This is a genomic window from Sphingobacterium sp. MAE (genome assembly GCF_056711605.1).
The window spans coordinates 1,961,950-1,976,895 of sequence record NZ_CM160044.1 but is presented as its reverse complement, the minus strand read 5'-3'; the positions used below and the strand labels follow the sequence as shown (position 1 = coordinate 1,976,895).

Annotated in this window: 11 protein-coding genes; 5 read left to right on the top strand and 6 right to left on the bottom strand. The window is 38.1% G+C overall.

Annotation, left to right across the window (positions count from 1 at the left end; genetic code table 11):
• Nucleotides 1–261 precede the first annotated feature (261 nt).
• Genes pdeM through AC06G9_RS08370 form a run of 4 tightly spaced genes read right to left on the bottom strand, consistent with a single transcriptional unit; the run spans nucleotide 262 to nucleotide 6,002 of the window.
• Entirely contained in the window at nucleotides 262–912 is a 651-nt protein-coding gene (gene pdeM / locus AC06G9_RS08385) for a ligase-associated DNA damage response endonuclease PdeM (RefSeq protein ID WP_480957866.1), read from the bottom strand.
• Complete coding sequence (locus AC06G9_RS08380; RefSeq protein ID WP_480957865.1) at nucleotides 884–3,394, bottom strand: ligase-associated DNA damage response DEXH box helicase; 2,511 nt, start codon at nucleotides 3,392–3,394, stop codon at nucleotides 884–886. The genes pdeM and AC06G9_RS08380 overlap by 29 nt, the downstream gene beginning before the upstream one ends.
• A complete protein-coding gene (locus AC06G9_RS08375; RefSeq protein WP_480957864.1) occupies nucleotides 3,391–4,989 on the bottom strand; it encodes an ATP-dependent DNA ligase in 1,599 nt (532 codons plus the stop codon). The genes AC06G9_RS08380 and AC06G9_RS08375 overlap by 4 nt, the downstream gene beginning before the upstream one ends.
• A complete protein-coding gene (locus AC06G9_RS08370; protein WP_480957863.1) occupies nucleotides 4,986–6,002 on the bottom strand; it encodes a ligase-associated DNA damage response exonuclease in 1,017 nt (338 codons plus the stop codon). The genes AC06G9_RS08375 and AC06G9_RS08370 overlap by 4 nt, the downstream gene beginning before the upstream one ends.
• A 125-nt stretch (nucleotides 6,003–6,127) precedes the next feature.
• Between AC06G9_RS08370 and AC06G9_RS08365 the strand changes: the two genes are divergently transcribed.
• The 4 genes from AC06G9_RS08365 (at nucleotide 6,128) to AC06G9_RS08350 (ending at nucleotide 10,876) form a co-directional block, all read left to right on the top strand.
• The gene (locus AC06G9_RS08365; protein ID WP_248754116.1) at nucleotides 6,128–6,913 is read left to right on the top strand and encodes an N-formylglutamate amidohydrolase; all 786 of its coding nucleotides are present in this window, start codon (nucleotides 6,128–6,130) and stop codon (nucleotides 6,911–6,913) included.
• Nucleotides 6,900–8,738: a peptidase MATCAP family protein gene (locus tag AC06G9_RS08360; protein WP_480957862.1), complete on the top strand. Its 1,839-nt coding sequence runs from the start codon at nucleotides 6,900–6,902 to the stop codon at nucleotides 8,736–8,738. Before AC06G9_RS08365 ends, AC06G9_RS08360 begins: the two co-directional genes overlap by 14 nt.
• A 13-nt stretch (nucleotides 8,739–8,751) precedes the next feature.
• A complete protein-coding gene (locus AC06G9_RS08355) occupies nucleotides 8,752–9,762 on the top strand; it encodes an ATP-grasp domain-containing protein (protein ID WP_094771608.1) in 1,011 nt (336 codons plus the stop codon).
• A 154-nt stretch (nucleotides 9,763–9,916) separates the two neighbouring features.
• On the top strand, nucleotides 9,917–10,876 hold the full coding sequence (locus AC06G9_RS08350; RefSeq protein WP_045753039.1) for a helix-turn-helix transcriptional regulator: 960 nt from the start codon (nucleotides 9,917–9,919) through the stop codon (nucleotides 10,874–10,876).
• Between the two features lie 57 nt (nucleotides 10,877–10,933).
• Here AC06G9_RS08350 and AC06G9_RS08345 read toward each other — a convergent pair whose 3' ends face one another.
• Both AC06G9_RS08345 and AC06G9_RS08340 read right to left on the bottom strand, forming a co-directional pair.
• A complete protein-coding gene (locus AC06G9_RS08345; RefSeq protein ID WP_248754119.1) occupies nucleotides 10,934–11,413 on the bottom strand; it encodes a DinB family protein in 480 nt (159 codons plus the stop codon).
• Nucleotides 11,414–11,483: 70 nt separating this feature from the next.
• Nucleotides 11,484–13,022 (bottom strand): SulP family inorganic anion transporter, encoded by a 1,539-nt coding sequence (locus AC06G9_RS08340; protein WP_094771678.1) that lies wholly within the window; start codon nucleotides 13,020–13,022, stop codon nucleotides 11,484–11,486.
• Between the two features lie 265 nt (nucleotides 13,023–13,287).
• Here AC06G9_RS08340 and AC06G9_RS08335 point away from each other — a divergent pair, with 265 nt between their 5' ends.
• Nucleotides 13,288–14,889: a Na+/H+ antiporter gene (locus AC06G9_RS08335; RefSeq protein ID WP_480957861.1), complete on the top strand. Its 1,602-nt coding sequence runs from the start codon at nucleotides 13,288–13,290 to the stop codon at nucleotides 14,887–14,889.
• Nucleotides 14,890–14,946 lie beyond the last annotated feature (57 nt).

Genomic DNA, 14,946 nt, shown 5'->3' with positions numbered 1-14,946 from the left:
AATTTAATTTTAATTTCTGACATCTTAGATGTTAAGTGTTTTTTTAGAAATTATTAACATGCTGTTTTTCCAAAATTGTTATGAAGAATCGTTTAAAAATCAATGACACTTTCCATGAACGGCCTATTCAATTGATAAAAGACAAAATGAATTTCGATCATTGTCCCCTGCTCACCGCGTGCCTACTCTGTAACAAGCTATTAAGCCTTTTCGACAAACAAATAAGTACAAGAGCGAAAAATGTGGTGATAAACATCAAAATTAAAACGTTGCAACAGTTGTAACTCGATTTGCTGTTATGGCAAATACCTCCTGCCCTGTTTTAGCTTGAATTAAATATAATCCGGTAAACAAACTAAAGGCGGGCAATAAAGCGCTGGTGTCGTCAAAAACAAAGCAAGGTAATTTTAACCGTTGTCTTGCTGGCCCCTTCAATAATATGCCGGGGTGTATATGTCCCGAAAAAATATATTTACCGTGATCAGGTGCATCTTTTCGCTCATGTACAAAGCAGAAATCACCAATTTCATAGTAGGTTGAAAAAAGGTTAATCGCTAATTGTTCATAAAAAATCCCCGCCAACTTATCATGATTTCCTTTCACCAAAATAATTTCCAATGCTTTATTTGCTGTCCTCCATATCCGAAATTCCTCTAAATCCATATTATGATGATGATGAAACATATCACCAGTTACCAATAACGTTTTTGGATTGTACATCGCTACCAGATGATCAAGACGCATTATATCGGTTTCGGATACTTGTTTAGGAATTTGCAGGCCCTCTTTCCTAAAATGTCCCGACTTACCCAAATGAAAATCACTAATAACAAGCAACTGATAATAAGGAATATACAACGCCCTTTCCTGATCAAGTATGAGCTCAATTCCTCTTTTTATAATGCGAATCATCTTCATCTAAATTTTTAAATACCTCTGCCTTCATTCTTTCTATTCTTGCCTCTAATTCTTCAGAACTCATACTCTCACGCATACTATCAACTTTAATTGGAAAAGAAAAAGGGGTAAAACGCTCTGCCGACTTTAGTACAATAGTACTCTGCTGAATTCTCTGTAAAGCTCGCAATAATCTCGGTTCTTCAAGCTGATAATGAAAATTTTCATCATAAGCTTGTCTGAGTAATAGATTTTTTGAATCATAAGATTCAAATACATCAAAAAATAAAGATGATGATGATTGAATCTGTTTATTTTTTAAATATTTACCTGGATAACCTTGAAATACCAGTCCTGAAATACAGGCAATATCTCTAAACTTTCTTTTGGCCATTTCTGTCCCATTGATACTGGCATTGATATCTTCACTCAAATTATCAGGTGAAAAAACGTCATAAACAATCGCATCATCCATGGGAATTTCTTGATCACTCAACAGTTCAAAACCATAGTCATTCATCGCAATTGAAAATGTAATGGGCATCAATTTTGAAATCCGGTAAGCCACCAGTGCCGCCATGACTTCATGGACCAATCTTCCTTCAAAAGGGTATGCAAAAAGATGGTATCCTTCTTTGGTTTTGATGAGTTCTACCAAAAACTCATGTTCCAATGGTACATGCGTAATCGATTCTTGCAATTCAAACAATGGTTTTATTACGGTCAACTCTTCTTCTTCATGATTTCCATTCAGTACTTGGCTATATTTTTTACGTAGTATCGCTCCCAAATTAGAACTTAATGGCAGTCGTCCACCCATCCAACTTGGTGTTATCGTCTTTTTATGATTACTTCTTCTCACAAGAACCAGCATATCTCGGACCATGACAAATTCCAGACTTCGTCCCGCTAAATTAAAACGGTCTCCAGGTTTTAATTTGGAAACAAAATACTCTTCGATCATCCCAATATATCCGCCAGTCAAAAACTTTACTTTTAGCATCGCATCGCTCACGATAGTACCAATATGTAAACGATGGCGCATGGCAATCTGTCTACTCGTTACTTTCCAGAGGCCATCCTCATCATCTAAAACTACTTTATGAAATTCGGGATATGCCTGTAAACTATTACCTCCTTGAGTAATAAACTGCATACACCAAGCAAATTCTTCTGCCAGTAATTCTGAAAATGCAAAAGTATTTTTTACCTCATCAAAAACTATTTTATCGTCAAACCCATCGCCGACGGCTAAGGTCACCAAGTATTGAATCAGGACATCAAAAGGTAAGATAAAGGGTTCACGTCTTTCAATCTGCTGTGTCTTTGCTGCCGTTTTTATTGCAGCAACTTCAAGTAATTCAAGAGCGTGCGTGGGCATAAAATAAATTTTTGAGGTTTCAAAGGGCGAATGCCCACTACGTCCGGCACGCTGTAAAAAACGCGCCACCCCTTTTGGAGATCCCACTTGGACTACGGTATCTACAGGTTTAAAATCGACGCCCAAATCGAGAGAAGAGGTGCAGATCACGACTTTTAGAATACCGGTATGCAGCGCATCCTCAATCCAATTGCGCAACTCAAAATCAATGGATCCATGGTGTATAGCCATTTGACCGGCAAAGTCTGGATGAATTTTTAGTAAATGTTGAAACCAGATTTCCGCCTGACTACGCGTATTGGTAAAGACTAGCGTGGTTTTACTTTTTTTGATAATTGGAATTAATTTATCTGCCAATTTTATGCCCAAATGCCCTGCCCAAGGAAGCATTTCAATGGTATCTGGAATAATGGATTGTATCCGGATTTTCTTTTCGGCATCTGCTTTGACAATTATTTTTGGAACCATCTGGTGGGACTGCAACACTTCCAGAGCTTCTTCTAAATTACCTATTGTAGCAGAAATACCCCAAATACGAAGTGTTCTGTCCGTTCTCGATCGAATTATTCCTTTGATTCTGGACAAAGCCAATTCGACCAATACACCACGCTTTGTACCCAATAGCTCATGCCACTCATCTGCGACAATACAAGCGAGGTCATCAAATAGATGGTCTGTATTTTTTTGTGCTAAGAGCAAATGTAGGCTCTCTGGTGTAATCAGTAACACCTGTGGCATGGCACGTTTTTGTTTTTGTCGATCCGATATGGATGTATCGCCGTTACGTACACCCACTGTCCAGTCGATATTAAGCTCTAACAAGGTCTCCTCCATTGCACGCGCCAAATCTTTTGCTAAGGAACGTAAGGGTGTTATCCAGATCATGCGGAGTCCTAGTTTTTTCTTTTTCTTGGATTGACCATGTTCTTGATTGAGATAGGCAATAATAGGTGCTAAAAAAACGGAATATGTTTTTCCAAAACCTGTTGGAGCATTGACCAAACCACTATAACCTTGCAAATAGGATTCCCATGTTTTTTCTTGAAATGGAAATGGCTTTCTTTTATTTGTTTTAAGCCACTTTAAAACGTGTTGATAACCAATTGTTTTTTTCATCTTTCACTAGCTCTCAAAGTTGATTGTAATAGCATTTGCAGATCTTCTAGTGTGTTGATATCAGCGACTTTTTTATCTCTTCTCCAACGGACAATACGTGGGAATCTTAACGCTAGTCCGGCTTTGTGACGCTTACTCACTGCTATACCTTCAAATGCAATTTCAAATACTAATTCTGGTTTAACAGTACGAACTGGTCCAAATTTTTCAATCGCATTTTTCACAACAAAACTATTCACCTCTTTGATTTCTTTATCTGTAAGACCCGAATATGCTTTGGCAATTGTAATAAATTGATCTCCATCGCGCACGGCAAAAGTATAATCTGTAAAAAAGTTTGCTCTTCTTCCACTCCCTTTTTGAGCATAGATCATGACGACATCGATCGTGAAGGGTTCTATTTTCCATTTCCACCAATCTCCTCGTTTTCGACCATTATGGTAAAGCGAATCTTTATGTTTTAACATAATTCCTTCACTATTCAATTTACGAGACTGCTTTCTTTCTTCTTCTAGTGCGTCCCAAGAATCAAATACCACCATTGGCGCAGGAAGTATGATGTTTTCTATGGGCAATAATTGTTCCAGTACAGCTCTTCTTTTATGCAGGGGCTCATTTCTATAATCTACACCAGCAAATTCGAGTGCATCATATGCATAAAAAGCAATTGGTGCTTCTTCCAATTGTTTCTTATAAATTATCTTTCTATTTAGACGCTGTTGCAAGGTACTGAACGATAATACTTCACCATCACGAACAGCCAATATTTCTCCATCGATCACCGTACCATTGGGAAGACCAGTTAAGGCAATATGCAATTCGGGAAATTGATCGGTGACCAATTCTTCTCCTCGGGACCAGATAAACAATTCGTCATTTCGTTTAATAATTTGCCCTCTAATACCATCCCACTTCCACTCCGCCTGCCAGTCCTCTGGAGATCCTAGTTCATGCACAGGTACATCAATTGGATGTGCTAGACAAAAGGGATAGGGCCAAGAACTATCTGTATTAACATGTGAACCGTTTACTAAATCGGTAAAGGTAATCTGGTCAGGATCCCACTTTCCCATGATGCTATGCGTGATGTGGTTGCTATCTAAACCTGTTAATCTTGACAAAGCATGAATTAAATTTTTGGTCGATATGCCTATTCTAAAATTACCTGAAATCAATTTATTAAATACAAATCGCTCTTGAGTATTTAATTTTTGCCAAGCATGAAATACAAAATCTTTTTTTTCCTGATCACTACTGTGAACCAGTCCCTTCAACTGTAAGATCCATTGATGTAAAGGGACATCAGATTCTGATGTAGAAGGTGGTAAAAGCAGTGCTATGGTTTCGCTTAAATCGCCTACATTATGATAACTCTCGACAAAAAGCCAAGGAGGTAAACCCGTGATTTCGATAATCCATTCTTTCAATAACTTGGTATTGATAGTTCTTTTAGGCTTTTTACCCGTAAATAAGGCAATCACCCAAATTTTATCAGCATCATCTGCTTCTGAAAAATAATCCACCAATGCAGCTAGTTTATCATTGGTTTTGTTGCTTTGCTCAAGCTTGGAAATTAACCTGCTGAATTTTTTCAAATTATCACCTCCTTTTCTGCTGCAGCATCATCATCTTCTTGACCAAACTGCGTCGTTACGGCTTGGGCAGCTATGCCTTGTTCGGATAAGTATCGAGCAAATACCGATGTAAATCCATGCGTCACATATATTTGTTCGGCTTCAGTTGCTTTGATTGCTGTAATCAGACCATTCCAGTCCGCATGATCACTTAATGCAAAACCAGCATCAGCACTCTGCCACCTTCTGTGACTACGCACCTGCATCCATCCTGAACAGACACCAACAGCTGCTGACTGTAAACTCTTGATCCACTTGCTATCGCGCATTACTGGGGGCACGATCAAAATACCTCCCTGTAACTCGTCCTTAGTCAATTCTGGAGTTATAGTTTGATATGCGGCTAATGGCACTCCTGCATGTTCAATAGCTTCATTTAATCGTCCAATACTGTTGTGCACATAGATCGGAAGATCGCCCGCTAAATTTTGTAATAAGCGTTGTGCTTTGCCTAAACTGTAAGCAATGAGCACGGTTGTTTTATGGTCTTCTTTATTTTGAACAGCCCATTTTTTTATATCGTCGAAGATGATGTCCTGTGCCAACCAATTGTATGTAGGCAGCCCAAAGGTGCTTTCTGAAACAAATGTATGGCATTTGATCGGTTCAAAAGCCGTGCTGACTCCATCATATTCGACCTTATAATCTCCCGAAATAACACAAATCTCCCCTTTGTAGGCCAATCGAACTTGTGCCGAACCTATTACATGACCGGCTGGGTGAAAAGATATTTCAACTCCATTTCGCACGACAGTCTCTCCATATCCTAATGATTCGACAATAAGATCGGCACTTATGCGGCACTTGATGATCGCTTTTGTGAAATGGTGACATAGGTAATATTTATTACCCCAACGCACGTGATCGGCATGACCGTGGGTGGTGACAGCATAGTCTACAGGCAACCAAGGATCAATGTAAAAATCTCCTTGTTTGCAATAAATACCTCGATTAGTAAAACTTATTAAAGCCATATGACTAATAACAAGAATGACAGTAATTAGTTTACAAAGCACCACGATTGGATGCTCATCAAACTATTTGCCATCCAAATTGTTTAATCTGTGTACGATCTACTTATTTTTAAGCGAAAAACAATATGGACATACAATATGTATTAGAAGAAAAAGGTGGACCAATCTTTGCGTTGGCCATTCACGACGGACACCAACTTGCAGATCAACTTACGCCTATCATGAATCTCTCGGAATCTGAAAGATTGAGAGAGGAAGACCCCTTTACAGGAATGTTAACGGACATTGATACCAATCGGCTGGTTGTTAAAACCTCCAGATTTCAAGTGGATCTAAACCGATCCATTCAAGACGCCGTTTATTTACGCCCCGATCAGGCTTGGGGACTACAGGTGTGGAAAGAAGCTCCCACTAAAATGATGTTGACTGAGCTACAACGTTCTTATCATTATATTCAAAAAATATTATCACTGATTATCGAAAATAGTATTCAGAAGTATGGGTATTTTATTATTTACGATATCCATAGTTATAATGCCAAACGTCAAGGACCTGATGAAATAGTGGATACTGAGGCTAATCCGCAAATAAATATTGGAACACTTAATAACAAAGGAATCTGGAGACCGTTAATAGACTCCTTTGTAAAATATATAAAGGATCACCGTATTCAAGATCAACCTATTGACATACGTGAAAATGTGAAGTTCTCAGGAGGATACTTGTCCAAATGGATAACAAGTAAATATGGTCAAAAAGGATGTGTTCTATCGATTGAATTTCGTAAAGATTTTATGAATGAATGGACGGGTATACCTCACCTTGACCATATTGAGTCGTTGAGAAAAATCTTACATTCTTCTGTATCCTTCATCAAAAAAAGCTATCAAAATCACTATGGATCAAAGTAAAGCAATCGCAAAAGCAGTTACATCCATCATACAAAGAGAACCCGTTCACATCCAGTTTTCAAAAGACAGTAAGCTCGTTCTGAAACGTATCAGCCCGTTACTTTTGATCTATCGTATTCCTGCTGAAGGCAAAGATCAGATGATATCCAATCTGGCAAAATCGGAGACATGCTCTCTTGTGGGCAAAGAATCTGATTTAGATTTTACTGCTGTTGTAACCCCTATCATCCGACAAATGATAGATGAATTTGGGGCTTGTCAGCTCATTGAAATCTGGCAAGATAAAGAGATGGAAAGCGATGTATCTATTTATATTTCGCAAAAATCGGCTTTGACTATTGCTCAAAAGTTTATTAAAGATTTTAAAACCAATGAGCAGCAGATGGCTTTGTCGATTGACATAAAAAAAGATACCAAGTCACCAAGTCCTCCGGGAACACAACCGGTTATCAATCCTTTAGCGGAAGAATTTAAGCAGTTGCTCTATGCTGGAATTGCTATAAAACCACACTATCTGGATGAAAATTCTGGCAAAGCCTATCCGCTAATTTTGCGAAATTACAGAGATGTTTTAACGAAAAGTCTACGCAAGAGCTTTTTAGAATTTGTTCGTCTTTATACTTCTTTGAAAGTTTCTCAGTTCCGCATGTTAAGTACAACGGAGCTTCAACCGCTGGTGTTAGAAATTGATCAAGAATTGGCTCTAGAAAGTCAAAAATTTGATTTTTTGTTATTAGTAAGTCCATTAAATGCGCGTGAAGCTTGGATCCAATTTAAAAAAGATAAATTTTTAAAAACACCTAAATTTAGGTACAGACCGATGCCTGTAGATCCAGAATTGGTCAAACGAAATTTATACAATCTTCGGATCGAGGATATTGATGATCCAACAATCGCATATCTTTTTAGAGATAAAAGAAAAGAGTTGGATGCGATGATGACGATGCTCATTGATCGCGGAAATGAAGGCTTTTTGCATGGTAGTTTACAAGTTTTTGGTAATGTGAATGACCATTTGTTAGAAACAGCGCGCGCCATTTTAATGGTCTATGAGCACAGCGAAGATAAGCCCGTTGCTCCGAAGAACATGATCAATGCTACTGAATTTGCTCAATTGGCGAAAGAGGAACTTCATTATTTGAGACAGCAGATGCCTGCTTTAGAAACGGGTGTACGGATTCGAGATGATATTACGGGTATTATGGTCAACCGTGGTGTGCTCAATATCAGTAAAGATTATCAAATCGAAGCTTCAAGAGCTATCGCATTGATTCAGCATGAAGTCGGAACCCACATCGTCACCTATTTTAATGGTAAAGCGCAGCCTTTCAAATTATTCAGTCTAGGTGTACCGGGGTATGAACAATTGCAAGAGGGTCTTGCTGTATTTTCGGAGTATATGGTCAATGAACTTAGTGGTGATCGTCTCCGCATTATTGCTGCTCGTGTTGTTGCTGTTCATCATATGTTAGCAGGTCATAATTTTAGCGACACATTCTTCCTATTGGTCGATCGTTATCATTTCACCGAAGAGATATCCTTTCATATCTGTACGCGCGTATACCGTGGTGGCGGATTTACAAAAGATGCGCTTTACCTCAAAGGTCTGATGAGCATCATTACTTATATCCGAGAAGGAAGAGATTTATCTCCTCTCCTTATTGGTAAAATACGGGAAGATTATATTCCAATCGTAGAAGAATTAACACAACGTGGATTATTAAATAATCCCATCTTGAAACCGCGCTATCTAGCAGAACCATATTTACACAATTTAGATCGAATTAAATCAGGGGACAATATTTTCAACCTATCAAATCATTAACATCATATCATCTATGAACATTGCATTCGTCATCAATCAAACGCATAAAGAAAAAGCTAGTTTTACAACAACATTATTAGCACTAAAGGCCCTACAACGTGGTCATTCGATCTATTACATCGGTTTGGCAGATTTTGTCTACCTCGGTCAGGATCAGATTGCGGCACATGCCCGAGCAGTACATCAGATTGAAGATATCACGGATTGCGAAGAGCTGATGGATAAACTTCGATCTACAAAAAAAGAACGGGTTCTAGTCCAAGATTTAGATATCCTGTGGCTTCGATTTGATCCCGTCCTTGATATGATCAATCGTCCATGGGCAGCATCTATGGGATTACAGTTTGCTCAGCTGGCACAACACAGTGGTGTCCGGGTGCTTAATAATCCGAAAGCCTTAGTTGATGCTGAAAATAAACTTTATCTTGAAAAATTTCCAGAAGAAATTCGTCCCAAAACAATCGTGACTCGCAGTTACGACGACGTAAAACAATTCTTTGATGAAGAGAACCATAAAATCATCTTAAAACCATTAAAAGGATCTGGAGGAAAGAATGTATTTCTGGTCAATGAACAAGAAAGTAAAAATCTAAAGCAGATTGTAGAAGTCATCTGTCGAGATGGTTATTTAATTGCACAAGAATATTTACCAAATGCTCAGTATGGCGATATCCGTTTTTTTCTATTGAATGGAAAGCCGTTGGTTATCAATGGAAAATATGCAAGTGTTCATCGAGTGCAACCGGAGGGCGAATTACGAAGTAATATTCATCAGGGGGCGACAGCGCAGCAGGCTGTAATCACTCCTGAGATATTGGAAATGGTCGAAAAAGTTTCCGAAAAACTGATAGAAGATGGGATGTATTTTGTCGGATTAGATATCATTGCAGATAAAATCATGGAAATCAATGTTTTTAGCCCTGGGGCATTACCACAGGCCTGCGAATTGAATGGTGAAGATTATACAAGCGCAATCCTTGAAGATTTGGAAAAATCAACTTCAAAAAAAGAAATCAAATCATAGATACAGTCTTGCATCAGATCAAATAAATCTACTGTTTTTTTTAATGTAATGAGTAGTAAAGTGTTTGAGAGAAATATGCATTTCCATTGTTGTCTTTAAAAATTAATCGATATCTTGAACCTATATTTTATAGCATTCAGAAGAAGATTTTAAAGTGGAACAACTCAATCGATTTGATCGCATTCTTGCAATTTTAATTCAACTCCAATCAAAAAAAACGGTCAGGGCACAAGAGCTGGCAAACCGTTTTGAAGTCAGTTTACGTACCATCTACCGAGATGTAAAAAGTCTGACTGCTGCCGGAATACCGATTATCGGTGAAGCTGGATTAGGTTATGAATTGGTAGATGGTTACAAAATACCGCCTATGATGTTTTCTAAGGCTGAGATTTCGAGTTTTGTGGCTGCAGAAAAATTGGTATTCAAATTTATTGATCAGGAAATGAAGAATCATTTCTCTTCGGCTTTGTTTAAATTGAAGGCAATTATCCGAAGTTCGGATAAAGATTGGATGGAGACTATCGACAAACATGTCGTCATGAAATCGATTGGGCACAATCAACAAAATAAAGCTTTACCCAATACGCTAACCCTGCTTTTCCAGTGTATCGCACAGAAAAATGTATTGCAAATTGGTTATCAGGCAGCTTATCAATCTGATATTACTATTAGGGAAATCGAACCTATCGGGGTATTCCATGAAAGTAATCATTGGTATATCTATGCTTTTTGTTTAGTTAGAAATGATTACCGTCAATTTAGAAGCGACCGTATTTCGGATATCAAAATATTGGATCAGATGCAGTTTAAACAGCATCCCCCGTTGGAAGAGTATTTAGCTGAACGAGAATTGGATGCAATAATTACTAGAGTGGTTATACAGGTCGATCGGCTGTTTGCCCATTATCTACATTGGGAACGCAAATATTTTGGTTTTAAGGAAGAAAGCATTAAAGGTGATCGTATTGAAATGATTTTTGATGTAAAAAATGCAGATATGGGTTTTGCAAGATGGTTTCTTATGTTTGGTGATCGTGCTGATATCATCAGTCCACAATCGCTTAAAGATACGGTCAAATCTCTGCTACAATTACAGATCAAACGCTTGACATAATCAATACTTCCAAAAAAGTGTTTCGCCTTTTCGGAAGTATTGATGATTAAAAATTTTCTATTTGGTATAACGGTCCCAAAAAAATGGAGGCTCAATGCCTAATGCTCGTAGATATACAAAACCCTGCCCGCGATGGTGCACTTCGTTATCTATAAAATATAAGATATTATCAATAATAGGGAATTCATATTGACCAAATAAATTAAATGTCTGATGAAATTCATCCTCTTTCAATTGTGACCATAATTCTTTAAGTTCTTCTGTATGCTGGTCCCAAACGGCTAATATGTCCGCCTTAGTCGTGTATTTCATTCCTTCGGTATATGCTTCTACCTGTTTATGAACAATACCTTTCAAACCCGGAACTGCAATCGAGATGAGCTCATTGACCATTTCACCGAATGTACGCATACCTGGTACGGCATAATTGAAAAGTTCTGCTTCAGGAAATTTCTCAATGGTTCTTTTAGTCAGGTTTCTATGCCCCAACCAATGCTTTAATAATTCTTCTTTCGAAATAATTGCTACTGTATTCATATCGCTTATTTTTAATTGATACTTCAAAAATAGCGGGGATATTGACAGCCTATTGTCAGTAGCAAAAAAATTATTTAGGCATGACCCGGTAAGTGGGATCGTTTTCAGAAGTCTCGATGAGTACAGGGCTGTCTGCTTTTTTCAATATCGCTTTACAGTCTTCACTCAAATGTCGCAATCGGAGTATTTTGGATTGACTCTGATATTTCTCCGCAAGTTTATTGACCGCATCAATAGCACTCATATCGGTGATCTTACTTTCTTTAAAATCAACAATCACATATTGAGGATCATCATTTATGTCAAACTTTTCTAAAAATCCTGTTACCGATCCAAAAAATAAAGGTCCATATATTTCATATACTTTATTTCCTGCTGCATCAATTGTTTTTCGGGCACGGATACGCTTCGCATTATCCCAGGCGAATACCAATGCGGCAATAACTACTCCAACGAGAACAGCTAACGCTAAGTTGTGGAGTACAATCGTAATCAAAGCAACCAACATACCCACAAAAATATCAGACTTTGGCATCTTGGTGATAATACGGAAAGAGACCCATTGAAAAGTGCCAATAGCGACGACCATCATCACGCCTACCAATGCTGCCATGGGTATTTGTTCTATCAATGGGGATGCGACTAAAATAATGGTTAAAATAGTCAGCGCACCAATAATACCAGACAAACGTGACCGAGACCCTGCATTGATATTGACCAAGGTTTGTGCGACCATGGCACAACCGCCCATCCCTCCAAAGAAACCATTGACCAGATTAGCTGCACCTTGCGCCATTGCCTCTCTATTGGCATTGCCTTTTGTATTGGTCAACTCATCCACCATCGATAAGGTCAACAAGGACTCAATGAGCCCTACTGAAGCCATAATCAGTGAAAATGGAAAGATAATCATCAAAGTTTCCCAGCTGAAGGGTAATTCTGGTATATGGAACGCGGGTAAATTTCCTTTTACAGATGCGATATCACCTACCGTTTTGGTATCGATGCGGAAGATATATACCACTAAAAAAGTCGCCAATATCGCGATTAAGGAAGCTGGGATCGTTTTTGATATTTTAGGAAATACATATACGACAAATGCTGCAAATAGCGTCAAACCGAGCATGATATAGGCAGATGGTCCAGACAACCAATGCGTGACTCCCGAGGCATCGACTGTCTTAAACTGCTCCACTTGCGACATAAAAATAATAACTGCTAACCCATTTAAAAAACCAAACATCACGGGTTGTGGTATCAGTCTCACAAACTTCCCAAATTTAAAAGCGCCTACAAGAAACTGAATAATACCCGCCAATACAACTGTTGCAAATAAATATTCTACACCATGCATACTGATCAAGGCGATCAGGGTGACAACTGTAGCCCCTGCTCCTCCCGATATCATACCCGGTCGACCGCCTAAAACAGCGGTCACGATACCCATTATAAAAGCAGCATACAACCCTGTTAAAGGAGAAAGTCCTGCTAGTATGGCAAAAGACAACGATTCGGGAATCATCGTCATCGCAACAGTCAATCCAGCTAAAATCTCTACCCTGTAATTGATTTTCCCATGTGGATTTAAATATCGAAGTAGTGCACTCATTAATTTTTTTTTGCAAAAATACATAAGCATCCGCAGATACTTACGGATTTTATATTCTTTTTGATATCTCTCAGAGATAAGGGCTGCAGAGGCTTGTATCTGTCAGTAAGGGTATTGAAATCATGAGTAGCTGAAGAGATGAAAATAAAAATCTCTCAAAATAATCTCCAGGAATATTTTATACCGATCTTATAGAATACAATAAATGAATGTTTTTAACTTTGTATCTTAAATTTAGAACCCGTTCAGTAATAATTAAAAACTCATGATAGAGGAGAATGTCTTATTAGTATTATCATTATTTTTTGTGATGGCGATGCTATTTGTGATCAGTCAAAGAATAAAAATCTCTTATCCCATTTTATTGGTTATTGGAGGTTTAGGAATATCACTTATCCCAGGAATGCCTGTAATAAGCATCAATCCTGATTTGGTATTTTTAGTTTTTTTACCACCCCTACTTTTTGAAGCGGCTTGGTATACGAACTGGGATAGCCTAAAAAAGTGGCGTCGATCAATAATAAGTTTAGGCTTTGGACTAGTATTTTTTACTTCGATTGCGATCGCTTATTTCTCTGTCAATATTATTCCTGGATTTACCCTTGCATTGGGATTTTTGTTAGGGGGCATTATTTCTCCTCCAGATGCTGTTGCAGCGACATCGGTATTGAAGGGGGTCAAAATTCCAAAGCGAGGTATCACATTATTAGAAGGTGAAAGTCTCGTCAATGACGCTGCTTCGCTAACTGTATTTAGATTTGCGGTTGCTGTTATTCTGACTGGTCAATTTGTGTTTCAGAAAGCAGCATCAGAATTTGTGGTATTATCCATCATGGGTGTTGTCGTAGGTTTGGCTGTCGCACATATCTTATATTTATTTTTACGCTACGTCGCTAAATCTTCCAGCATCTCCACTCCTATCACACTGATAGCTCCCTATATCATGTATATCGTGGCAGAGCATTTCCAGTGGTCTGGTGTATTGGCAGTCGTGAGCGGCGGATTGTTTTTATCCTTTCGTTCTGGTGACTATCTGAACTATCATACCCGCATCCAAACCAAAGAAGTTTGGGCTACTTTAGGTTTTTTATTGAATGGATTTGTATTTATTTTGATCGGACTGGAATTACCGGTCATTGTGGCCGGATTAGGAGCATATTCTCAAGGAGAGGCGATTAACTATGCTTTAATCATTAGTGCTATTGTTATCGTGCTGCGTATAGTATTGGTATATCTATCCGAATTTCTTCCTCGCATGTTATCCAAAAAAATAAGGGTTAGAGAAAAGAGTCCAGGTTGGAAATTACCTTTGATCGTAGGCTGGGCGGGCATGCGTGGTGTTGTTTCTCTTGCATCTGCATTGGCAATACCATTAACTTTAAATAATGGAGACCCTTTTCCGCATCGCAATTTAATTCTCTTTATCACCTTCGTTGTTATTTTGATTACATTAGTTTTTCAGGGATTGACGCTTCCTATTTTAATAAAACTTATCAAGATAGATGAAATTGATATTGAGGAACCTGTCGAAAATCAGATCGACGAAATTCGTGTATTGTTAGCAAAAGAATCTATCGCATATTTAGATCAGAATTATAGCAAAGAAATGGAAGAATATGAAACAATTGCGCGAATAAAAGAGCAATTACAAAGAAGTATCTCGGTTTCTGAAAGTGCAAAACAGGATGATAACTGTGCTCAATTGACTGCGGTAAGGAGTCTCTATAATAAAATCATGTTAGAAATTGTTGCCATTAGAAGAAATGGACTTTATAAAATACGTGAAGAAAAGCATTATGATAGTAGTATTATCAAAGACTTAGAATATACGCTTGATCTGGAAGAATCAAGATTAAAACGTAAATAGTAGAAACCTAAACTCTGGTGCCGACAATAAAGTAATAATACTTAACTTTCCGGACTA

What these genes read in the sequence shown, in the direction of transcription:
- AC06G9_RS08360 (WP_480957862.1), top strand. Translation starts at nt 6,900, where the DNA reads ATGGATCAAAGTAAAGCAATCGCAAAAGCAGTTACATCCATCATACAA.
- AC06G9_RS08335 (WP_480957861.1), top strand. Translation starts at nt 13,288, where the DNA reads ATGATAGAGGAGAATGTCTTATTAGTATTATCATTATTTTTTGTGATG.
- pdeM (WP_480957866.1), bottom strand. Translation starts at nt 912, where the DNA reads ATGATTCGCATTATAAAAAGAGGAATTGAGCTCATACTTGATCAGGAA.
- AC06G9_RS08355 (WP_094771608.1), top strand. Translation starts at nt 8,752, where the DNA reads ATGAACATTGCATTCGTCATCAATCAAACGCATAAAGAAAAAGCTAGT.
- AC06G9_RS08345 (WP_248754119.1), bottom strand. Translation starts at nt 11,413, where the DNA reads ATGAATACAGTAGCAATTATTTCGAAAGAAGAATTATTAAAGCATTGG.
- AC06G9_RS08380 (WP_480957865.1), bottom strand. Translation starts at nt 3,394, where the DNA reads ATGAAAAAAACAATTGGTTATCAACACGTTTTAAAGTGGCTTAAAACA.
- AC06G9_RS08370 (WP_480957863.1), bottom strand. Translation starts at nt 6,002, where the DNA reads ATGGCTTTAATAAGTTTTACTAATCGAGGTATTTATTGCAAACAAGGA.
- AC06G9_RS08365 (WP_248754116.1), top strand. Translation starts at nt 6,128, where the DNA reads ATGGACATACAATATGTATTAGAAGAAAAAGGTGGACCAATCTTTGCG.
- AC06G9_RS08340 (WP_094771678.1), bottom strand. Translation starts at nt 13,022, where the DNA reads ATGAGTGCACTACTTCGATATTTAAATCCACATGGGAAAATCAATTAC.